Source organism: Sinomonas halotolerans (assembly GCF_039615075.1).
GTDB lineage: Bacteria > Actinomycetota > Actinomycetes > Actinomycetales > Micrococcaceae > Sinomonas > Sinomonas halotolerans.
In genome coordinates this window covers 205,169-225,201 of the sequence record NZ_JBDFRB010000003.1, presented here as the reverse complement: position 1 = coordinate 225,201, position 20,033 = coordinate 205,169, and the positions used below count along the sequence as shown (strand labels likewise).

General features: G+C 72.7%; 21 protein-coding genes. 5 read left to right on the top strand and 16 right to left on the bottom strand.

Features of this window, described 5'->3' with window-relative positions; genetic code table 11:
- Nucleotides 1-26: 26 nt before the first annotated feature.
- On the bottom strand, nt 27-620 hold the full coding sequence (locus tag ABCQ75_RS05180) for an antibiotic biosynthesis monooxygenase (RefSeq protein WP_345883564.1): 594 nt from the start codon (nt 618-620) through the stop codon (nt 27-29).
- A 9-nt stretch (nt 621-629) separates the two neighbouring features.
- Entirely contained in the window at nt 630-1,187 is a 558-nt protein-coding gene (locus ABCQ75_RS05175) for a dihydrofolate reductase family protein (RefSeq protein ID WP_345883563.1), read from the bottom strand.
- Nucleotides 1,188-1,323: 136 nt separating this feature from the next.
- Between ABCQ75_RS05175 and ABCQ75_RS05170 the strand changes: the two genes are divergently transcribed.
- Nucleotides 1,324-1,611, top strand: coding sequence for a DUF1905 domain-containing protein (locus tag ABCQ75_RS05170; protein WP_345883562.1), 288 nt, complete (start codon nt 1,324-1,326; stop codon nt 1,609-1,611).
- A gap of 9 nt (nt 1,612-1,620) precedes the next feature.
- On the opposite strand, the gene ABCQ75_RS05165 is transcribed toward ABCQ75_RS05170, so the two are convergent.
- Nucleotides 1,621-2,229, bottom strand: coding sequence for a TrmH family RNA methyltransferase (locus tag ABCQ75_RS05165; protein WP_345883770.1), 609 nt, complete (start codon nt 2,227-2,229; stop codon nt 1,621-1,623).
- 228 nt (nt 2,230-2,457) lie between these two features.
- Between ABCQ75_RS05165 and ABCQ75_RS05160 the strand changes: the two genes are divergently transcribed.
- Complete coding sequence (locus ABCQ75_RS05160; RefSeq protein ID WP_345883559.1) at nt 2,458-3,678, top strand: NRAMP family divalent metal transporter; 1,221 nt, start codon at nt 2,458-2,460, stop codon at nt 3,676-3,678.
- Nucleotides 3,675-4,511: a putative hydro-lyase gene (locus ABCQ75_RS05155; RefSeq protein WP_345883557.1), complete on the top strand. Its 837-nt coding sequence runs from the start codon at nt 3,675-3,677 to the stop codon at nt 4,509-4,511. The genes ABCQ75_RS05160 and ABCQ75_RS05155 overlap by 4 nt, the downstream gene beginning before the upstream one ends.
- 51 nt (nt 4,512-4,562) lie before the next feature.
- On the opposite strand, the gene ABCQ75_RS05150 is transcribed toward ABCQ75_RS05155, so the two are convergent.
- From ABCQ75_RS05150 to ABCQ75_RS05105, 10 genes are all read right to left on the bottom strand, one after another.
- A complete protein-coding gene (locus ABCQ75_RS05150; RefSeq protein WP_345883555.1) occupies nt 4,563-5,240 on the bottom strand; it encodes a GntR family transcriptional regulator in 678 nt (225 codons plus the stop codon).
- Between the two features lie 58 nt (nt 5,241-5,298).
- The gene (locus ABCQ75_RS05145; RefSeq protein ID WP_345883553.1) at nt 5,299-7,047 is read right to left on the bottom strand and encodes an acetyl/propionyl/methylcrotonyl-CoA carboxylase subunit alpha; all 1,749 of its coding nucleotides are present in this window, start codon (nt 7,045-7,047) and stop codon (nt 5,299-5,301) included.
- Nucleotides 7,044-8,756 carry a 5-oxoprolinase subunit B/C family protein gene (locus ABCQ75_RS05140; RefSeq protein WP_345883552.1) on the bottom strand — a complete coding sequence of 571 codons (1,713 nt, stop codon included), beginning with the start codon at nt 8,754-8,756 and terminating at the stop codon, nt 7,044-7,046. Before ABCQ75_RS05140 ends, ABCQ75_RS05145 begins: the two co-directional genes overlap by 4 nt.
- Entirely contained in the window at nt 8,753-9,511 is a 759-nt protein-coding gene (locus tag ABCQ75_RS05135; protein WP_345883768.1) for a LamB/YcsF family protein, read from the bottom strand. The genes ABCQ75_RS05140 and ABCQ75_RS05135 overlap by 4 nt, the downstream gene beginning before the upstream one ends.
- 196 nt (nt 9,512-9,707) lie before the next feature.
- Nucleotides 9,708-10,919 (bottom strand): sulfate/molybdate ABC transporter ATP-binding protein, encoded by a 1,212-nt coding sequence (locus tag ABCQ75_RS05130; RefSeq protein ID WP_345883551.1) that lies wholly within the window; start codon nt 10,917-10,919, stop codon nt 9,708-9,710.
- A 14-nt stretch (nt 10,920-10,933) separates the two neighbouring features.
- Nucleotides 10,934-11,707 carry an ABC transporter permease gene (locus ABCQ75_RS05125; RefSeq protein WP_345883550.1) on the bottom strand — a complete coding sequence of 258 codons (774 nt, stop codon included), beginning with the start codon at nt 11,705-11,707 and terminating at the stop codon, nt 10,934-10,936.
- A 178-nt stretch (nt 11,708-11,885) separates the two neighbouring features.
- Nucleotides 11,886-12,647: a molybdate ABC transporter substrate-binding protein gene (modA, locus tag ABCQ75_RS05120; RefSeq protein ID WP_345883548.1), complete on the bottom strand. Its 762-nt coding sequence runs from the start codon at nt 12,645-12,647 to the stop codon at nt 11,886-11,888.
- Between the two features lie 59 nt (nt 12,648-12,706).
- Nucleotides 12,707-13,114, bottom strand: a complete 408-nt coding sequence (locus ABCQ75_RS05115; RefSeq protein WP_345883545.1) for a TOBE domain-containing protein — start codon at nt 13,112-13,114, stop codon at nt 12,707-12,709.
- Nucleotides 13,115-13,229: 115 nt separating this feature from the next.
- A complete protein-coding gene (locus tag ABCQ75_RS05110) occupies nt 13,230-13,991 on the bottom strand; it encodes a Crp/Fnr family transcriptional regulator (protein WP_345883544.1) in 762 nt (253 codons plus the stop codon).
- Between the two features lie 20 nt (nt 13,992-14,011).
- Complete coding sequence (locus ABCQ75_RS05105; RefSeq protein WP_345883543.1) at nt 14,012-14,467, bottom strand: hypothetical protein; 456 nt, start codon at nt 14,465-14,467, stop codon at nt 14,012-14,014.
- Between the two features lie 249 nt (nt 14,468-14,716).
- Here ABCQ75_RS05105 and ABCQ75_RS05100 point away from each other — a divergent pair, with 249 nt between their 5' ends.
- Complete coding sequence (locus ABCQ75_RS05100; protein WP_345883542.1) at nt 14,717-15,544, top strand: HAD-IIA family hydrolase; 828 nt, start codon at nt 14,717-14,719, stop codon at nt 15,542-15,544.
- 30 nt (nt 15,545-15,574) lie between these two features.
- On the opposite strand, the gene ABCQ75_RS05095 is transcribed toward ABCQ75_RS05100, so the two are convergent.
- Together ABCQ75_RS05095 and pyrE are read right to left on the bottom strand one after the other, a co-directional pair.
- On the bottom strand, nt 15,575-16,558 hold the full coding sequence (locus ABCQ75_RS05095; RefSeq protein ID WP_427916050.1) for a thioesterase domain-containing protein: 984 nt from the start codon (nt 16,556-16,558) through the stop codon (nt 15,575-15,577).
- Between the two features lie 74 nt (nt 16,559-16,632).
- The gene (pyrE, locus tag ABCQ75_RS05090) at nt 16,633-17,235 is read right to left on the bottom strand and encodes an orotate phosphoribosyltransferase (RefSeq protein WP_345883538.1); all 603 of its coding nucleotides are present in this window, start codon (nt 17,233-17,235) and stop codon (nt 16,633-16,635) included.
- Between the two features lie 266 nt (nt 17,236-17,501).
- Here pyrE and ABCQ75_RS05085 point away from each other — a divergent pair, with 266 nt between their 5' ends.
- Nucleotides 17,502-18,932, top strand: a complete 1,431-nt coding sequence (locus ABCQ75_RS05085) for a stealth family protein (protein WP_345883767.1) — start codon at nt 17,502-17,504, stop codon at nt 18,930-18,932.
- A gap of 54 nt (nt 18,933-18,986) precedes the next feature.
- Here the strand turns inward: ABCQ75_RS05085 and ABCQ75_RS05080 are convergent, their stop codons facing one another.
- Nucleotides 18,987-19,952: a phosphodiesterase gene (locus ABCQ75_RS05080; protein WP_345883536.1), complete on the bottom strand. Its 966-nt coding sequence runs from the start codon at nt 19,950-19,952 to the stop codon at nt 18,987-18,989.
- Nucleotides 19,953-20,033: the final 81 nt, after the last annotated feature.

Here is a 20,033-nt window from a genome sequence, read left to right as displayed (position 1 = left end):
GGCGGCACAGTCGGGCCCGGCGCGGCTCACCTCCGCGCCTCCGCGTCGGCGGGACGCCGCCGGGGCGGTGCGGTGAGCCATGGACGGAGGAGCCGCGTGCTCAGCGGCAGGAGCCAGTACGTCATGATGGGCGTCAGCAGGCCGACCGTCAGCAGCACCGAGAGCACCCGCGGCCACTCAGCGGTGACGGGATGGAGCAGGACGTTCGCGAGGACGCTGAGGGGGAAGAACGGCAGGAAGATGGCGACCGCCTGCTTCCAGCGAGGAGGGACGATGCCCTCGGGCACGGTGATGGAGACGTCGCCGGGCTGGTCGAACCAGCCCTCGATCCCGGTGCGGCGCTCCACGCGGGTGACCTGCATGAGTTCGCCCGCACTGTCGAGCCACCACCGCCGCTCGTCCGATTCGTCCCACGCGCGCAGCGACTCGGCTTCCGCGAAGCGGTACATGACGTGCCATTCGTCCGAGTCCGGGCCGGACCGGACCCAGCCGGAGCCGAGGTAGCCGGGCCAGGCGCGCACGAGCTCCTGCCCGGCGTGGGCCCACGCCTCGAACTGGCGGTGGTAGCCGGGCTGGACCGTGCGGGCGATCGAGACGGTGATGGGCTGGGGGCTGCTCATCGGGCCGGTTCAGACCTCGCCGAGGGGACCGTAGGCGAGGTGGACCACGCCGTTGCTGTACGCCTCGGAGGCGAGCAGGGAGAGCTTCGTCGAGTCGGCGCCCTCGCCCCAGAGCCTGGCGCCCTTCCCGATCGCGATCGGGTAGACGAAGAGGTGGAGCTCGTCGATCAGGCCGTCCGCGAGGAGGGCGCGCACCAGCTGGCCGCTGCCGCTGATGTAGATGCTGCCCTCGGTCCTGGCCTTGAGGTCGCGGATCGCCTCGGCGCTGTACGTGCCGAGCGCCGTGGAGTTGTTCCATTCGACCGTGAGCGGGCCCGAGGTCACGACGTGCTTGGGCGTCTCGTTGAAGAACGGCGCCCCCGGGTCCTCCTCGGCCGTCCGGGCAGACCACGCCGGGGCGAACATCTCGTACGTCCTGCGGCCCAGGAGGATGTCCGAGGCGCTGGCCGTCAGTGCGCCGACTGCCTCCTCCATCCTCGGATCCCAGGGCCACCAGTCGGCCGTCCATGACGGGTCCTCGAAGACCCCGTCGAGCGCAATGAACTCGTGTACAACGATCCTGCCCATGCGTGCAGCCCTCCTTGGGATCCTGTGACACCGGAACAGTACCGGCAGCCTCCGGCGCTTCCAAAGGCCCGCGCCCGGCGAAGACCGGCGCATGTGGCCATCGCCACTCGCCGGCCGTGGGGCTAGCCTTCTGTGCGTGGAGCTGACGTTCGACGGCGAGGTCATCGAATGGCGCGGACCGGCGCCTTTCGTCTGGGTGCGGGTGCCGGACGGGGAGTCCGCCGAGATCGCCGCCGTGGCCCGGTCGCTCACGTACGGCTGGGGCTGCATCCCGGTGGCCGTGAGCATCAGCGGCTCGGACTGGACTACCGCCCTCATGCCGAAGGACGGCCGCTACCTCGTGCCCCTGCGCAAGGCGTTCCGCGAGGCAGCGGGGATCGAGGTGGGGGACGTGGTCGCAGTCGGTCTGGCCTTCGGGGCATAGCGGACCGGCTCAGCCCACGCCCTGCCCGAACACCCACCGCCGCACCCACGCGTGCATCGCGATGGCCGCGGCTGAGGCGGCGTTGATGGAGCGGGTGGACCCGAACTGCTCGATGGACAGGGTGGCCTCCGCCGCCGCATGGACTTCTGGTGTGAGGCCCGGGCCCTCCTGCCCGAACACGAGCACGCACCGCTCGGGGAGCTCGTACGTCTCGAGCGGCACCGAGTCGGGGAAGATGTCCACGCCGATGACCGGCAGCCCCTCCCCGCGCGCCCACGCCACGAAGTCCTCCACCGCGGGGTGGTGCCTCACGTGCTGGTAGCGGTCGGTGACCATCGCGCCGCGCCTGTTCCATCGGCGTCGACCGATGATGTGGACCTCCTGGGCGAGGAACGCGTTCGCGGTGCGCACCACGGTGCCGATGTTGAGGTCGTGCTGCCAGTTCTCGATCGCCACGTGGAAGCCGTGCCGCCGCGTGTTCAGCTCGGCGACGATCGCCTCGTGCTTCCAGTAGCGGTAGCGGTCCAGGACGTTGCGCCGGTCGCCGTGCGCGAGGAGCTCCGGGTCCCAGTGGTCGCCCTCGGGCCACTCGCCCTCCCACGGGCCCACACCGACAATGTGCTCAGGGTGGCCGCGGTGCTCCCGCTCGCCGCCGTCCCCGGCGCTGTCGTCTTCTGCGCGCACGACGGCGGCGTCCTCCTCGCGCTCTTCGGTCACCGGACCAGCGTAGTCGCCCGGACTCCCCCATTTTTGTTGAACAATCACTTGCGTCGATTGTTGAACAACCTATACAGTGGTCCGAGTCATAAACTGTGACTCCAGTCACCCGTACCCCCGGACGGACCCATGGAAAACACCAAAGCCCCTGTCGTCATCAAGGCGAAGACCAGCCGCCGAGCGGCGCTTCTGGGCGCCATGTTCCTCATGGCCACGAGCGCGATCGGCCCCGGCTTCATCACGCAGACCGCGGCCTTCACGGTCCAGCTCGGCGCGGCCTTCGCCTTCGCCATCCTCGTCTCGATCCTCGTCGACATCGCCGTGCAGACGAACGTCTGGCGTGTCATCGGCGTCTCCGGCCTGCGCGCCCAGGAACTCGGCAACAAGGTTCTCCCCGGGGTCGGCTGGTTCCTCGCGGGCCTCGTCTTCCTCGGCGGCATCGTCTTCAACATCGGCAACATCGCCGGCACCGGCCTCGGCATGAACGCCATGATGGGCCTGGACGCCAAGATCGGCGGCGCGATCTCCGCCGCCATCGCGATCCTCATCTTCCTCAGCAAGAAGGCCGGTGTGGCGCTGGACAAGATCGTCGTGGCCCTCGGCGCGCTCATGATCCTCATGACGCTCTACGTCGCGATCGTCTCCGCCCCGCCGCTCGGCGAGGCCCTCGTCAACACGGTGGTGCCCGAGAAGGTCGACTTCCTCGTCATCACGACCCTCATCGGCGGCACGATCGGCGGCTACATCACCTACGCCGGCGCGCACCGCCTCCTCGCCTCGGGCGCGACCGGCCCGGACCACACCGCGGAGATCACCCGCTCCTCCATCATCGGCATCCTCGTCACGTGCGTCATGCGCGTCCTGCTGTTCCTCGCCATCTTCGGCGTCGTGGCCAGCGGGGTGACCCTCACGGGCAACAACCTCGCGGCCTCCGCGTTCTCCGCCGCGGCCGGCGAGATCGGCATGCGCATGTTCGGCGTGATCCTGTGGGCCGCGTCGATCACCTCGGTGATCGGTGCCGCGTACACCTCGGTCTCCTTCATCACTAAGCACGACACGAGCGAGCGCAAGTCCAACCTCATCACGGTCGGCTTCATCGCCTTCTGCGCCGTGGCGTACCTGCTGATCGGCCAGGCCCCGCAGCAGCTGCTCATCTTCGCGGGCGCGTTCAACGGGCTCATCCTCCCGGTGGGCTTCGCGGTGCTCCTGTGGGTGGCCTGGCGCCGCCGCGACCTGCTGCATGGCTACGTGTACCCGAAGTGGCTCCTGGCCATCGGCGTCCTCGCGTGGCTCCTGACCCTGTTCCTCGGCTGGAACTCCCTGGCAGGCCTCGCCAAGCTCTGGGCATGAGGCACCAGGTGACCAGCCCGACCAAGCCGAGTGCCGCCGTCGTCGTCCCCCCGGACACGGCGTCACTCTCCCCCGCCGAGGCCCGCGCGCTCTTCCGCGCGGGCCTCGCGGTTCCCACGGCCGGATGGAGCGCTGGCTACGCCCAGGCGAACCTCATCATCGTGCCGAAGGCCCAGGCCTTCGACGTCCTGCTGTTCGCCCAGCGCAACCCGAAGCCGTGCCCCATCCTCGGCGTGCTCGACGCTGGCGAGACCGCGGGGCCGCTCCTCGCCGGCGGCGACATCCGCACTGACGTCCCGAAGTACACGGTCTACGAGGACGGCGTGAAGGTCGCCGAGCCCACCGACATCACGCCCTACTGGCGCGACGACCTCGTGACCTTCATCGTGGGCTGCTCCTTCACGTTCGAGGCGGCGCTGCAGGAGGCCGGCATCCGCGTGGCGCACATCGACCAGGGCGTCAACGTCCCCATGTACCGCACCTCGGTGCGGTGCGAGCCCGCGGGAGCAATGGCCGGACCGCTCGTGGTCTCGATGCGCCCCATCCCCGCCTCGCAGGTGGCCGACGCCGCCCGCGTCACCTCCCGCTACCCCGCCGTCCACGGCGCCCCCGTGCACGTGGGCAACCCGGCCGAGATCGGCATCGAGGACCTGGGCCGGCCCGACTTCGGCGACCCCGTCGAGGTCCCCGAGGGCTGCATCCCCGTGTTCTGGGCCTGCGGGGTCACCCCGCAGGCGGCCGTCATGGAGTCCCGGCCCGCCCTCGCGATCGGCCACGCGCCGGGCCACATGCTCATCACGGACGCCAAGGACAGCGCCTACCTCGTGCCCTGACGCGAGGCCGCCGGGGGGCACGCGGGCCCTGCAGAGGATCCAGCAAGGGGCTCAGGCAGTCCCGAGGTGGGCGAGGAGCTCCTGCTCCGCCTCGCCGAGGTACCCCCGAAGGTCCTCGGCGGCCTTCTGGCGCCTGCCGGCGCGCAGGTCCGCGACGATTCCGGCGTTGCGCTCGACGTAGTGGCTGTGGAAGTCCGGGATGGTGGCCATGGCGTGGAAGACGAGGCGCATCTCGGCAAGGACGCGCTCCATGACCTCGGTGAGCGAGGGACTGCCCGCGAGGGCCACCACGGCGCGGTGGAGGTCCTGGTTCGCGTCTGCCATCCCGGGGATGGACCCTTCGGCGTGGGCCGCGCGGGCGCGGGCCACGATCGCCTCCATCGCGTCCAGGTCCTCGGCGCTCAGGTCCCCCCAGAGGACCGCGGCGGGCTCGATCATGCGCCGGACCCGGTAGATCTCGCGCACGTCCTCGGGGCCGGGCGCCGCGACGAACACCCCCCTGTTGGGGATCCTGTCCACCACGGCCTCGCCGGCGAGGACGGCGAACGCCTCGCGGAGGGTGTTGCGGGACACCCGCAGGGTCTCGGCGAGGGCCTGCTCGGACAGCTTGGTGCCGGGCAGGAGCTTTCCCGCGGAGATACGCTCGCGCAGCACCCCCGCGACCCACGCGCCGGTGTGGGCGTGGGTCGCGGGGGTCGTCTCGATCCCCTCGAAGGCGTTCATGGGCATGGGTCCCAATCTATCGATCCCCCGGGGTCCTCGCCGTCCGCCGTCCGCCGATGGCGCGTCAGCGGATGGCGGCGAGTGCCTGGCCGCGCACGACGGCGTCGCCCGGCTCGAGCGTGCCCCTCGCCAGCGTGCCGCCACGGTGGGCGGCGACCCGGGTCTCCATCTTCATGGCCTCGAGCACGGCCACGGCCTGGCCCTCCTCGACCACCTCGCCGTCCTCGACGAGCCACGCCACGAGCGAGCCTGCCATCGGGGAGGCGAGCTCGCCGTCGTCGTCCGCATCCGCCGCACTCTGGACGCCTGCGCCGGCCGCGCCAGCGCCTGCACCGCCGCCGGCGAGCAGCGCCTCGTAGAGGCGCGTCGGGACGCCGAGCTGCACGGCACGGCCGTCCAGCTCGACCGTGAACGTGGAGCGTGCCGCGTCCGGGGCCGTGCGGGCGATCTCCGGGGAGGCCGCGAGGGGCTCGGCGAACTCGGTCTCGATCCAGGTCGTGTAGACGCCGAGGGAGTCCGGGGAGGTGAACGCGGGCGCCTTGACCACCGCGCGGTGGAACGGCAGCACCGACGGGACGCCGTCGATCCGCATCTCCTCGAGCGCGGCGCGGGCCCGGCGCAGCGCCTGCTGACGGTCCTCGCCGCGGACGATCAGCTTGGCCATGAGGGAGTCGTAGTGGCCGGGGACCGTGGAGCCCGAGCGCACCCCGGTGTCGACGCGGATGCCGGCGCCCGTGGGCGGCTCGAAGCGTTCCACGAGGCCGGGGGCCGGAAGGAAGCCCCGCGCCGGGTCCTCGGCGTTGAGGCGGAACTCGAACGCGTGGCCGCGCGGCTCGGGGTCCTCGGGGATGTCCAGGACGGCGCCGGCGGCGATGCGGAACTGCTCGCGCACGAGGTCGACCCCGAAGACCTCCTCGGTGACCGGATGCTCCACCTGGAGGCGCGTGTTCACCTCGAGGAAGGAGATGGTCCCATCGACGCCCACGAGGTACTCCACCGTGCCGGCGCCTTGGTAGCCGGCCTCGCGGCAGATCCGTCGGGCGGACTCGTGGATCTCTCGGCGCTGCGCGTCGGTGAGGAACGGCGCGGGGGCCTCCTCGACGAGCTTCTGGTGGCGGCGCTGCAGCGAGCAGTCGCGCGTGCCGAGCACGGCGACATTGCCGTGCGTGTCCGCGAGGACCTGGGCCTCGACGTGGCGGGGCCGGTCGAGGAAGCGCTCCACGAAGCACTCCCCGCGCCCGAACGCCGCGACGGCCTCGCGCACCGCCGAGCCGAAGGCGTCCTCGATGTCCTCGGAGCGCCGGGCGATCTTGAGCCCGCGCCCGCCGCCGCCGAACGCCGCCTTGATGGCGACCGGCAGGCCGTGCGCCTCGGCGAACGCGGCCACCTCGGCGGCGTCGGCGACGGGGCCGTCGCTGCCGGGCACGAGCGGCGCGCCCGCGCGGACCGCGATCTCGCGCGCGGTGACCTTGTTGCCGAGCGCCTCGATGGCCTCCGGCGTGGGGCCGATCCACGTCAGGCCCGCCTCGGCCACCGCCCGGGCGAACCCGGCGTTCTCCGAGAGGAAGCCGTAGCCGGGGTGCACGGCGTCTGCGCCCGTGCGCGTGGCGGCGTCGATGACCTTGGCCATGTCCAGGTAGCTCTCCGCGCTCGTCGCCCCGCCGAGCGGCACGGCCTCGTCGGCGAGGCGCACGTGCAGGGCGTCGGCGTCGGGCTCGGAGTACACCGCGACCGAGGCGAGGCCCTCGTCGGCGCACGCCCGGATGATCCGGACCGCGATCTCCCCACGGTTGGCGATGAGGACTTTCTTCATGGCTGGTTTCCTTCGGTGCTGGTGCTGGCGCTGCTGGGCACGCCGGTGCTGGTGGGGCCGACGACGGTGAACCGGAGGCGGCCCCCGGGCGGCGTCTGGGCGGCGAGGGGAAGGTCCTCGGGCACGACGACGGCGATCACCGGGTATCCGCCCGTCACCGGGTGGTCGGGCAGGAAGAGGACGGGATGGCCGCTCGGGGGCACCTGGAGGGAGCCGGTGACGGCGCCCTCGCTGGCCAGCTCCCCGGTCCGCGAGCGCTCGAGCGCGCGGCCCTCGCCCCCGTCCGAGCCACCGGCGCCGACGGGACGGAGCCGGACGCCGATCCGGTTGGACTGCTCCGTCACCGTCCACTCCTGGCCGGTGAGGGCCTCGAGGGCCTCGGGCGCGAACCAGTCCTCGCGCGGGCCGAGCGTCACGCGCAGTGTCTGCGATGGGCGCACGACGACGGCGGGCGGCTCGGGGGCGCCCACGGCGGCGAACGCCGAGGACGGCTCGGCGACGGGCAGGTGGGTCCCGGCCGCGAGCGGGGCGGGTCCGAGCCCGGACATCGTGTCGGCGGCGCGGCTGCCGAGCACCTCGGGGACGTCGATCCCGCCGCGCACGGCGGCGTAGGCGCGCAGGCCGGACTCGGGGGTGCCGAGCTCGAGGACCTCCCCGTCGAGCAGCGCGAACGGCGCGTTGAGCGCGGGACGGCGGATGCCGCCGTCGTGCGCCCTGACCTCGAGGGGCGTCTGCGCGCCCGTCACGGCGAGCACCGCGTCCCCCACAGCGCGCAGGGCGAGGCCGCCGAACAGGTTCTCGATGACCGCTGCGCCCGGGGGGTTGCCCACGAGCCGATTGGCCTGGCGGGCCGAGGGCTCGTCCGCGGCGCCGGCCGCGGAGACGCCCAGGTCGCCCAGGCCCGGGCGGCCGAGGTCCTCGAGAAGGGACTGGAGCCCCGGCGAGACGACCACGAGGGCCGGGCGCCCGGCATCGGGCTCCGCTCCTGCTGCACGGGCCGGGGCGGCGGCGGGCTCGCGGACGGAGACGCTCTCGCGCACCGCCGTGTAGGAGACGGTGTCGCCGGGGCGGACGAGGGCGGGATGCTCACGGTCGAGGTCCCACATGACCGCGGCGGTGCGGCCGATCAGCTGCCAGCCGCCCGGCGACTGGCGCGGGTACACAGCCGAGAACCTGCCGCCGAGTGCCACCGAGCCGGCCGGGACGGCGGTGCGCGGGGACGTGCGGCGGGGAACGTCGAGCACGCTGTCCTCGCCCACGAGGTACGCGAAGCCGGGGGCGAAGCCCCCGAACGCCGCGGTCCAGACCTGGCCCGTGTGCGCCGCGACCACGCCTTCCGCGCCCAGGCCCGTGAGGCGGCCTACCTCGGCGAGGTCCTCGCCGTCGTAAACGACCTCGATGGCGACGTGGCGGCTCGCCGCCCGCTCCCCCGCGTCCGTGCGGGAGGAGGCGAGGCGCTCGAGGACCGCGCGGGCGTTGCGCGCGTGGGCTGCTGTGGCGAACGTGACGAGGACGGTCTCGGCCGCCGCGACCGCGTCCGTCTGGCCCGCGAGCGGCTCGGCGAGGAGCCGGCCGTGCAGGGCCAGGACGGCGTCGAGGGCGTCGGCGGGCAGGCCGGAGGCGGGCAGGCCCGGAGCGCCCTGGCCGGCAAGGCCCACGAGCAGCGCCCGGGGGCCTGCCCAGCGGATGTCCGCCCCCGGTCCCGTCACGCGAAGCTCCGCACGGTGACTCCGGCAGCCTCGAGCGCCTCCCGGACCTTCGCGGCCATCGCGACGGCGCCGGGGGTGTCTCCGTGGACGCAGATGCTCTCGGCGTCCATGGCCAGGACGGAGCCGTCCCGGGCCACGATCGTGCCCTCGGTGGCGAGGCGGACCATGTTGGCAGCGATGGCCTCGGGGTCGTGCAGGACTGCGCCCTCCTCGCGGCGGGACACGAGCGTGCCGTCCGGGTTGTAGGCGCGGTCCGCGAACGCCTCGGCCACTGCGCGCAGGCCCTTCGTCTCGGCCTTGAGCAGCGCGACGGAGCCCGGGAGGAGCAGGAGCGGCAGGCCGGGGCTGAAGGCGTTGACGGCGTCGACCACCGCCTGCGCGTGCTCCTCGTGGTGGACGATCGTGTTGTAGAGCGCGCCGTGGGGCTTGACATAGCGGATCCCGCTGCCGGCGGCGCGGGCAAGGGCCTCGAGGGCGCCGAGCTGGTAGAGCACGTCGTCCGCGAGCTCGGTGGGGGTCGCGTCGACGAAGCGGCGGCCGAAGCCCGCGAGGTCGCGGTAGCCCACGTGGGCGCCGATCGTGACGCCCGCGGCGACCGCGTCGCGGCACGTCTGGGCGATCCCGCTCGGATCGCCGGCGTGGAACCCGCACGCGACGTTCGCGCTTGAGACGTACTGGAAGACTGCGGCGTCGTCGCCCATCGTCCAGGCGCCGAATGACTCCCCGACGTCGCTGTTCATGTCGATGACCGGCATCGTGACCTCCGTCTCAGTGGAACTGCTCACACCATGATCCACCAAAGGGCAGGATTGTTCAACAATCTCCGGGGAGGTCCTTGTGCCCGGTCCCGAAGTGCACAACTCGGGTCCCGGACGGGGCCTAGGGATGCCTCGGGCGAGCCGAGTTGTGCAGTTGGGGACCGGGGTCCATGAACGAGGTGCGGTGGGAGCCTCAGCCGACGGCGTAGACCGACACCGCCGTGGCCTTCACCACGAGCACCACCCCAGCGCCCGGGACGAGGTCCAGCTCGGCGGCCGCGGCCGGGGTCAGGTCCGCGAGGATCCCGGGCGCGGCCGCGCCGGCTCCCGCGCTGGCCTCTCCTGCACTGGGCCCGGCTACGCCGGGCCGGCTCGCCTCGGTGCCGGGCGCGCAGTGCACCCGGACGTGGGCGCCTCGGGGTTCGAGCTCGAGGACGGTCGCGGGCCAGACGTTGCGGGGCGACCCGTGCGGCGCGTCGTGGGGCGCGAACACCGACACGTCCGCGGGCCGGAAGACGGCGACCGCGGCCTCGCCCCCGGCTGGCTGGTCGGCCCCTTCCGGGACAGTTCCCGATACCTCGCCGAGGCCCTCGATCGAGATCCGCGCACCGGCTGCCGTGCCCGAGGACGCCGCCGCGCTGCTCGACCGACTCGTGCCCGCGCCGGCCGCGGCGGCGGGCCCGATCCCCTGCAGCAAGTTCAGTCCTGCGAGGCCCGCGGCGAAGCGGCTGCGCGGGCGCTCGAGCACCTCGGCGGTGGACCCGTCCTCCGCGGCGCGCCCGCCCTCGAGAACGAGGACGCGGTCGGCGAGGAGGTGCGCGTCCAGCGGCTCGTGGGTGATGACGAGCGCCGTCCTCCCGGCCAGGACGCGCCGCAGGAGACGGCGCAGCGCCGGGGCGGCGTCGACGTCGAGGGCCGCGAAGGGCTCGTCGAGGAGCAGCACGCGGGGCTCTGCCGCGAGCGCCCGGGCAATCGCCACGCGCTGCGCCTGCCCCCCCGAGAGCTCCGCGGGCCGCCGGTCCGCGAGCGCGGACGCGCCGACCTCCTCGAGCCAGCGCCCGGCGGCCGCCCGCGCGGCGCCACGCTGGGCCCCCGCCGCCCGCGGCGCGAAGGCCACGTTCTCGAGCACGCTCAGGTGCGGGAAGAGCAGCGGCTCCTGGGCGAGCAGGGCGATCCCGCGCCGGTGCGGAGGGATCCACGCGCCGGAGGCGTCCGCGAGGACCTGCCCGCCCAGGGCCACTCGTCCCTCGTCCGGCCGCAGGAGCCCCGCGCAGAGGCCGAAGAGGGTGGACTTCCCGGCGCCGTTCGGCCCCATCACCGCCACCCGCTCCCCCTGCCCGACGCCGACCGCGAGCCGCACTCCGCGGGCGGCCAGGCCGGCGTCGACCGTGAGGTATGCGTTCACAGCGCCCTCCCCGGTCACCGCAGCCCCCCGGCCGCGCGCCGCCCGTACGCGAGCGCGACGACGGCCGCCGCGACCGCAACGAGAACGAGGGCGAGCGCGACGGCGGCGTCGGGATCGGCCTCCCGCTGGAGGTAGACCTCGAGCGGGAGCGTGCGGGTCACGCCCTGCAGGCTCCCCGCGAACGTGAGCGTGGCCCCGAACTCGCCCAGCGAGCGGGCGAACGCGAGGACCGTGCCGGACGCGAGCCCCGGCAGCACGAGCGGCAGGGTGACGCGGCGGAACGCGTGGGTCGGGGACGCGCCGAGGGTCGCGGCCACGGCCTCGTACCGGCCGCCGGCCGTCCGCAGGGCGCCCTCGAGGCTCACCACGAGGAACGGCAGCGAGACGAAGGCCTGCGCCATGACCACGGCCGCGGTGGTGAACGCGAGCTGCACCCCGGCCACGTCCAGCCAGCGGCCCACGAGCCCCAGCCGCCCGAACGTGTACAGGAGGGCGAGGCCCCCGACCACGGGCGGGAGCACGAGCGGCAGCAGCACGAGCCCGCGCAGCACCCGCAGGCCTGGCAGCGTGCCGCGGGCCAGGGCGAGGGCCAGGGGCACGCCGAGGAGGAGCACGAGAACGGTGCTCGCCGCCGCCGTGCCCAGGCTCAGACGCAGGGCAGCAAGCGAGGAGTCCGAGGTGACGAGCGACGGGAAGCGGGCCCAGTCGACGCGGGCAAGGATCCCGGCCAGCGGAAGGACCACGAACAGCGCCCCGAGCGCGGCCGGCGCCCAGATCCAGCCCGGCACGCCCGTGAACGCTCGGGCGGCTGCCCCGCGTGCTTGCGCGGGGACCCCGCGTCGGGGCTGCCGCGACGCGGGGTCACGTCCCAGCGACCCGGGGTCACGTCCCAGCGACGCGGGGTCACGTCCCAGCGACCCGGGGTCACGTCCCAGCGACGCGGGGTCACGTCCCAGCGACGCGCGGTCAGGGCGCGCCGAAGCCGGCATCGGCCAGCACCCCCTGCCCCTCCTCGCCGACGACGAACCGGACGAACTCCCCAGCGAGCGCCGCATCCCGCGCCCCCGTCAGCGCAGCGATCGGGTACGCGTTCACGGCCTGCGCGGCCTCCGGGAAGCGGACGGCCTCGGCGGCCCCGCCGGACCGCTGCACGTCAGTTGCGTACACGAGTCCCGCGTCCGCCTCCCCCGAGGTCACCTTGCCGAGCACGTCGGTCACGTTGGGCTCCTCGCTCACCGGATGGAGCACGACGCCGCCGCCTCCGCCCGCGCTGCCCTCCCCGCGCGCTGCTGCCGCGGCGCGGTGCGCGGCTGCCCCGCACGGCACCTGCGGCGCGCACGCCACGACCCGGAGCCCCGGTCTGGCAAGGTCCGCGAGGCCGGTGATCCCGTGCGGGTTCCCGGGGGCCACGGCGATCACGAGGGAGTTGGTCGCGAAGCGCTCCGGCGCGAGGGCCTGCCCGGCGCCCGCCACGCGCTCCATCGTGGCCCCGTCCGCGGCGGCGAACACGTCTGCGGGAGCGCCCTGCGTGATCTGCGCGGCCAGGTCCGAGGACCCGGCAAAGCTGAGCACCACATCGACCCCGGGGTTCGCGGCCTCGAATCGCTCGCCGATCCGGGTGAATGCCCCCGAGAGCGAGGATGCCGCGAAGACTGTGAGCGTGCGGTGGGCGCCCGGCTGCGTGCATCCGGCCAGGGATGCCGCCAGCAGGAGGAGGGACCCCAGCACAGCGGATAGGCGCACGCGCCCGGGCCGGCTCACCCGACGGACCGAACCTCCGGGCCGGCTCACACGTCCCGCCCGCGCGGGGTCTCGACGATCACGGTGGTGGCCTTCACGACCGCGGTCGCGACCGAGCCGGGCTCGAGCCCCAGCTCGCGGACGGCCTCGGCGCTCATGAGGGAGACGACCCTGTGCGGGCCGCACTGGAGCTCGACCTGCGCCATGACGGTGTCCATCGTCACGGCCGTCACGAGCCCGGTGAACTGGTTCCGCGCCGAGCGCCCGATCCCCGAGGGGTCCGCGGGGGCGACGGCGATGCGGCGCGCATGGGCGGCGAGCTCGGCACCGTCGACCGCGGCACGGCCCGAGGCGTCCTTCGCGGCGGTGAGCGTGCCGGCGTCGATCCAGCGCCGGACAGTGTCGTCGGAGACGCCGGTCAGCCGTGCGGCGTCGGCAATGCGGAGGAGGCCCATGCACCCAACTCTAGTTCCGCAGATGCGGAGCTGTCAGCCCCAGACAGTCGAATCTGCGGAGGTCTCCAGCGGCGTCCAAGCCTGCGCCGGGCTGCCTGCGCTGGAGCCGGCCGGGTCAGGAGGTCCGCTTCGCCGCCTCGCGGAGTCCGCGCGAGTCCTGCACGACCACGCGGCCGCGGCCTTGGCGGATCAGCCCCTCGGCGGCTAGCTCCCCCATCGCCTTGCTCGTGGCCTCCCGGGTGGCTCCGAGGAGCCCCGCGAGCTGCTCATGGGTGAGCCGGACGGCGGGCGGGAAGCCGAAGCGCGAGGGCGCGGCCGCCTGGGAGAGCTCCACGAGCATCGAGGCGGCGCGGGCCGGGAGCGGCCGCAGGGCCAGATCGGCGAGGCGGGACTCGAGCCGCGCCACCTGCTCGCCGAGCAGGCGCGAGACCCGCACCGCGATCCGCGCGTCCGAGAGGAGGTGCTTCTCGACGTCCGGGGCGCTCAGCTGGCAGATCACCGAGTCCTCGATCGCCTCGGCATAGTTGTCGTACATCCGCTGGCCCACGAGGAGCATCTCGCCGAAGACGGCGCCGGGCTCGAGGATCGCGAGCGTGAGGGCCTTGCCGTCCTCGGCCACCCGGAACACGCGCACCCGTCCCCGCTTGAGGATGAAGAGGGCGTTCATGGGCTCGCTCTGGCTGTACACGAGCTCGCCGCGGGCGAACCGGCGGGCCGGCACCATGCGTTCGACCGCGGCCATCTCCTCGGCGGAGAGGTCCACGAACAGGTCGACCTCCGTCAGGCAGCTGAAATGCTCGGCGGACTGCGGCATGGGGGCAACGGCCTCCTGGAGGCGCGGCGCCCAGACGGGCCGGAGCCGGAGGGAATCGGCCATCTGGACACCGCAGGATTCGTTCACACGCGGCTCGTGAGCAGCCGCGCGGCGGTCACGGCCAGAATAGCCCCGTAGACGAGATGGCCCATGAGGGACATGAGCGCTGCCACGTCCACCATGAACAGCGGCATCCCGAGGACGGTCGGCATGATGACGAGCGGACCCAGGACCCACCACAGGGCTCCGTAGGCGAGCCCCACGAGCACGGCCTTCCCATAGCCGGAGAGCAGGCCGGCGAACGGGACCGTGAGGCCCCACCCGATGAGGACCGAGATGACGAGATGGACCCCGAAGCCGACGGCGGCGGACGAGGAGCCCACCATCGAGGCGATCATGGGCAGCACCCCCATGGCCGCCATGAGCACCCCGAAGACGATCCCGCCCGCGAGCCCGCCCACGGCGCCGGCGAGCAGGCGGCGGCCCAGCACCCCGATCAGCGGGGCACCCGGATGCGCAGCGGCATGTGACTGTGACATGGCATTCTCCTTCGCTTCTGACGCTGACGTGCCCACCGTAGGAACCCGAGCGAGGCAGGTTCAGCAATCCAGCACACACAACGCGATGGGCAACGCGATGGGCAACGCCATCGACAACGCCGCGCGCAGCGCCGCGCACAACGTCAGGGGACGTGGAAGACTGAGGAGGCGTGCGCCGTCGTACGCAGACGCCAGATGTGCCGCCCCCGGCACCCCACCCACCACCGCCGAGCATGTCAGGAGCCGTCCATGAGCGAATCCCCCGCGGCCACCGAGAGCACGACCGGGCCCGTGATCTACCGCAGCGGGCAGGAGATTGAGTGCTGGCTCACGGACATGGACGGGGTGCTCGTGCACGAGAACCACCCCATTGCCGGGGCACCGGAGCTCATCCAGCGGTGGGTGGACACCTCGCGGCGCTTCCTCGTCCTGACGAACAACTCGATCTACACGCCCCGCGACCTCTCCGCGCGGCTGCGGTCCTCGGGCCTGTCCATCCCCGAGGAGAACATCTGGACGTCCGCGCTCGCCACGGCGGTGTTCATCAAGGACCAGATGCCCGGCGCCCGGGCCTACGTGATCGGCGAGGCCGGGCTCACCACTGCGCTGCACGAGGCGGGCCTGATCCTGACCGACCAGGACCCCGACTACGTGGTGCTGGGCGAGACCCGCACGTACTCGTTCAACGCGATAACCACCGCGATCCGGCTCATCCTCGGCGGGGCGCGGTTCATCGCCACGAACCCGGACGCCACGGGGCCCTCCCGCGAGGGCGTCCTGCCGGCCACGGGCGCCATAGCGGCACTCATCACGAAGGCCACGGGCCGCGAGCCGTACACGATCGGCAAGCCGAACCCCATGATGTTCCGCTCCGCCATGAACCAGATCGACGCGCACTCCGAGACCACCGCGATGATCGGCGACCGCATGGACACGGACATCATCGCCGGCATGGAGGCGGGCCTGCACACCGTCCTCGTGCTCTCGGGCATCACGCAGCGCCAGGACATCTCGACCTACCCATTCCGGCCCAACCAGGTGGTCGGCTCGGTCGCGGAGCTGCTCACGCAGCTCTGATGCGGTCCATTTGCGTTCCGGCCCGCGGCGCTACCCGACGCCGCCCCCGGCGCCGGGCGAGCCGAGCGGCAGGAGCTGGGGCACGAGAGTTCCCAGCACCCGGTTGTACACGATCCCGGACCACTGCGGGCTCGCGTGCGCGGGGAACGCGCCGAGCGTCTGGTGGTCCGAGCTGAGCAGGCTGTCCCCGAGGTGCCGCTCCCACCGGGCGCGCGCCGAGGCATAGTCCACAGTCCCGTCCCCCGGGTTGCCGATGAACCCCACGCGCGCGCTGCCCAGCCGGTGCGCGAACCGCGTGACGTCCCAGAGGTAGATGTAGGCGGACTGGCTCTGGATGAGCACCGAGGAGGGGGCGAGCGGCGAGAGCTGCTCGAAGGTCTGGTCCAGGATCTGGCCCCATGTGCGCTCGTTCTTGTGCGCGATCCGCTCCCCCAGCTCGTACCCGCCGCGCAGCACCGAGGGCACGCGGAAGCCGAGCTCGTACAGCTGCACGATGGACTCGAACATGGTCTGGTCCAGGACGTCGTACTTCGATGCCGGGGACGAGTCCAGGACGATCGCCCGCACCTGCACCCCGTCCTCCGCGAGCAGCCGCGCGGCGACCTCGATCGCCACCATCCCGCCGAACGAGTGGCCGTAGAAGTAGAGCCGGCGGAGGCGGCGCTGGCGCACGTGGACCCGGACGGCGTCGAGCACCTCGTCCAGGTCCAGTCCCAGGTTCGAGTAGCCGACCGCGGCGAGCTGCCCCCGCTCCCCGAGCGAGCCGCTCAGGGACGCGAGGATGATGCGGGCCTCCTCCCAGCTCGTCTTGTAGCCGGGGAACAGGAACCAGGAGGCGTCAGGGAAGCGCCGCCGCGCGTCGTCGTCGGGGACGTCCAGCACCACGGTCTGGCGGCGGCGGCTCTGCACCTCGCGGGTGACGAACATGTCCGCGGCGAGCAGGGCGGACGCCGTGGCCCCGCCCAGGAAGGCGCGGCGGGAGAAGGCCTTGAGCCGCAGCGTGGCGGCCAGCATCCTCGCGTCCAAGGAACCTCCTCGCGCGGGCGGGCGGCGGCGGGGTGCCCGGGGCCCCGCCCCAGGCTGTCAGCTCAGTCGAGGCCGAGCTCGTCCTTGCCGAACGCGTAGAGGTACGGGACGCCCGCCTCGGCCTCGATGCGCTCCTTCGCGCCTGTGCCGCGGTCCACGATCACGGCGACGGCGGTGACCTCGCCGCCGGCGTTGCGCACGCCCTCCACCGCGGTCAGGGCGGAGCCGCCCGTGGTCGAGGTGTCCTCGAGGACCACGGCCTTGCGGCCCTCGACGCCCGGTCCCTCCACCTGGCGGCCCATGCCGTACGACTTCTGCGCCTTGCGCACCACGAACGCGTCCACGTCGCGGCCGGCCTCCCGGGCCGCGTGCATGACGGCGGTGCCCACCGGGTCCGCGCCCATCGTAAGGCCACCGGCGGTCTCGACCTGGACGCCGGCCCTGTCGATCAGGTCCAGCATGACCTGGCCCACGAGCTGGCTGGCCTCGTGGTGCAGCGTGACCCGGCGCAGGTCCACGTAGTAGTCCGCCTCCTTGCCGCTCGAGAGGGTCACCTTCCCGCGGACCACGGCGAGCTCCTTGATGAGGGTCAGCAGGCGGGCGCGGGCGGCTGTCTTGTCTGCCGGGCTGGCAGGGGACACGGGCGAGGCGGCGGCGTCAGTCATGCTTGCGATTCTAGTGGGGCCGCTTCAGCAGTGGAGGGGGCAGCAGGCACGCGGCGGGCGGGTGCGCCTATCCTGAACGCGTGAGCACGTCCCTGACACCCGCCGAGGTCTACCACGCCACCGCCGATCCCCTTGAGCCGCTGCCGCCGGCGCTCGAGGTCACCTCGGCCGCGGCGGGGCGCCGCCTCGCCGACCGGGACGACGTCATCCGGCGCAAGAAGAGCGGCTACGCCCTGGTGAACCGGACGCAGACCCCGCACGAGGCGATGGTCGAGGACCTGCTGTTCGTGCGGGACGTGCTCGACCGTGCCGAGATCCCCTATCTGCTCGTGCGCGGAAACGACGCGAGGCCCGTGATCGCGGTGGACTGGAAGCAACGCAAGGAGCTCCGGCGCGCCCTCGTGGAGGCCTGCCGGGACGAGCCGTTCTACTCGATGAGCGTGGACGCACGCAAGGACAGGGCGCTGCTCGTGGCGGACGGAAAGCTCGCCGAATCCGGCCAGGCGCGCATGTTCCGGCTCTACCGGCCGCGGATCGAGCCGGCCGGCGGGCTGTTCTACGGGCAGGAGACCGGAGTCCAGATCGAGCTGTGGAAGTGGGACGGGGACCTGCTGCGCCTGCCCATCGAGAACTCGCTCACCCGCCGCACCCTCCCCGTCAGCGAGGCGGTGCGGGGAACCGTTGAGCGGTTCGGGCACACGTGGCCCACCATCGAGAACATGTTCGCGGACCACGCCACGGACATCGACTTCGGGATCGACATCGTCTTCTCGTGGGTGGACGGGTCGGACCCCGAGCTCCGGGCACGGCGCGCGTCCTACCTTCCGGGCGTGGTGCACGGCGAAGGGGACGAGGCCGAGGCGCGGTACCGCCAGATCAACGAGCTCAAGTACGCCCTCCGGAGCGTGCACATGTTCGCCCCTTGGATCCGGCAGATCTTCATCTGCACCGACTCGAAGGTGCCGGAGTGGCTCGACGCGGACCACCCCAGGATCCGGGTGGTGCGGGCCGAGGAGCACTACAGGGACCCTTCGGTGCTGCCGGTGTTCAACTCGCAGGCGATCGAGTCGCAGCTCCAGCACATCCCGGGGCTCTCCGAGTACTTCCTGTACTCCAACGACGACATGTTCTTCGGCCGCCCCCTCGGCCCGGACATGTTCTTCTCCCCCGGCGGGATCACGAAGTTCATCGAGGCGTCCACTCGGATCGGGCTCGGGGACAACCACCTGGACCGCTCGGGCCACGAGAACGCGGCGCGGGTGAACCGGCGGCTGCTCCACGAGCGGTTCGGGCGGATCACCACGCGGCACCTCGAGCACACGGCGGCACCGCTGCGGAAGTCCGTGCTGCTGGAGATGGAGGGGGAGTTCCCGGCCGAGTTCGCGCGCACCGCCGCCGCGCGCTTCCGCGCCTGGGACAGCATCTCGGTGACGAACTCCTTCTACCACTACTACGCGCTGCTCACCGGGCGGGCCGTCACGAAGGTCGGCGCGAAGGTCCTCTACGTGGACACGACCGTGCGCTCGGGCCTCGAGAAGCTGCCCAAGCTGCTCAAGAAGCGCAATCAGGACTTCTTCTGCCTCAACGACGGCTCGTTCCCGGAGGTCTCCGCGCAGGAGCGCCAGGAGCAGGTGACCGACTTCCTCGAGAAGTACTTCCCGATTCCCGCGCCGTGGGAGACGCCCGCCGCCCCCTGACCGCCCCACGTTCCGGGTACAGCCAATCCCCGCCCACGGCGTCTCGGGTACAGGTCAGGAGACCGGCAGCATCCCCGTCGGCGGGTGCGAGTCCCGCTTCGGAGCGGCCGGCCGTGCGTCCCGGTCCTCGGGGAAGGTGATGCCGGCGGCGTCGAGCAGCGCGGCGATGTTCTCACCCGGGACGTCCCGGCCCACGGTCGCCCCGTCCGCAACGGGAACCACCGAATGCACCACCGAGTCCGCGTACACGTGCACGAGGTTGTAGGCCTGGGCGGCATCGCGGCCACGGGTGCCGCGGTACTTGGTCACGGGGTCCACCGGGTGGGCGAGGTCCTGGGTGTAGCACGCGCCGGAGGCGACCGAGACCGGGATGCCGGCGAACGTCCCCGAGGTCGAGTAGTGCAGGTGCCCTGCGAGGATCGCGCGCACGTCAGAGCCCCTGAGCACCTCGGCCAGGGCGGACTGGCCGCGCAGCTCGACGAGGACGGCCAGCTCCTGGACGGGCGGGAGCGGAGGGTGGTGCATGGCGAGGATCGTGCCGTCCGGGGCGGGGAACTCGAGCTCGTCCGCGAGCCACGCGAGCTGCTCGTCGGAGAGCTCGCCGTGGTGGAAGCCCGGGACCGTCGTGTCGATCGTGATGACGCGCAGCCCGCCGACCCAGTAGACCCGGTCGAGGGGCTCGTCCGTGGGCGGCTCGTCGAGCAGGTGCTCGCGCAGCGCGCCACGGTCGTCGTGGTTGCCCATCGCCCAGATGAGCCGTGCGCCGAGGGCCTCGGCCGCAGGCTCGGCAACGCGGCGGAGGCGCACGTACGCTTCGGCCTCGCCGCGGTCGGCGAGGTCGCCGGTGACGACGATCGCCTCCGGCGAGCCGTCGGCGTCGCACATCTGCTGGAACAGGCGACGCAATAGGTCCTCGGGGTCCACGGCTCCGTGCAGCAGCCCATTCCCGATCAGGTGCGTGTCGCTCACATGCAGGAGGAAATGGCGCGGCCGCGGGTGCTCGGCCTGGATGGTTCCCATCGGACCCTCTTCTCGAGTCTGGTGCATTCGCCAAGTGAACCTATCGAAGGCATCACCAAGGTTAATGTCCAGTGAACACGC

What these genes read in the sequence shown, in the direction of transcription:
- ABCQ75_RS05180 (WP_345883564.1), bottom strand. Translation starts at nt 620, where the DNA reads ATGAGCAGCCCCCAGCCCATCACCGTCTCGATCGCCCGCACGGTCCAG.
- ABCQ75_RS05175 (WP_345883563.1), bottom strand. Translation starts at nt 1,187, where the DNA reads ATGGGCAGGATCGTTGTACACGAGTTCATTGCGCTCGACGGGGTCTTC.
- ABCQ75_RS05160 (WP_345883559.1), top strand. Translation starts at nt 2,458, where the DNA reads ATGGAAAACACCAAAGCCCCTGTCGTCATCAAGGCGAAGACCAGCCGC.
- ABCQ75_RS05155 (WP_345883557.1), top strand. Translation starts at nt 3,675, where the DNA reads ATGAGGCACCAGGTGACCAGCCCGACCAAGCCGAGTGCCGCCGTCGTC.
- ABCQ75_RS05150 (WP_345883555.1), bottom strand. Translation starts at nt 5,240, where the DNA reads ATGCCCATGAACGCCTTCGAGGGGATCGAGACGACCCCCGCGACCCAC.
- ABCQ75_RS05145 (WP_345883553.1), bottom strand. Translation starts at nt 7,047, where the DNA reads ATGAAGAAAGTCCTCATCGCCAACCGTGGGGAGATCGCGGTCCGGATC.
- ABCQ75_RS05135 (WP_345883768.1), bottom strand. Translation starts at nt 9,511, where the DNA reads ATGCCGGTCATCGACATGAACAGCGACGTCGGGGAGTCATTCGGCGCC.
- ABCQ75_RS05115 (WP_345883545.1), bottom strand. Translation starts at nt 13,114, where the DNA reads ATGGGCCTCCTCCGCATTGCCGACGCCGCACGGCTGACCGGCGTCTCC.
- ABCQ75_RS05110 (WP_345883544.1), bottom strand. Translation starts at nt 13,991, where the DNA reads ATGGCCGATTCCCTCCGGCTCCGGCCCGTCTGGGCGCCGCGCCTCCAG.
- ABCQ75_RS05105 (WP_345883543.1), bottom strand. Translation starts at nt 14,467, where the DNA reads ATGTCACAGTCACATGCCGCTGCGCATCCGGGTGCCCCGCTGATCGGG.
- ABCQ75_RS05100 (WP_345883542.1), top strand. Translation starts at nt 14,717, where the DNA reads ATGAGCGAATCCCCCGCGGCCACCGAGAGCACGACCGGGCCCGTGATC.
- ABCQ75_RS05095 (WP_427916050.1), bottom strand. Translation starts at nt 16,558, where the DNA reads ATGCTGGCCGCCACGCTGCGGCTCAAGGCCTTCTCCCGCCGCGCCTTC.
- pyrE (WP_345883538.1), bottom strand. Translation starts at nt 17,235, where the DNA reads ATGACTGACGCCGCCGCCTCGCCCGTGTCCCCTGCCAGCCCGGCAGAC.
- ABCQ75_RS05085 (WP_345883767.1), top strand. Translation starts at nt 17,502, where the DNA reads ATGGTCGAGGACCTGCTGTTCGTGCGGGACGTGCTCGACCGTGCCGAG.
- ABCQ75_RS05080 (WP_345883536.1), bottom strand. Translation starts at nt 19,952, where the DNA reads ATGGGAACCATCCAGGCCGAGCACCCGCGGCCGCGCCATTTCCTCCTG.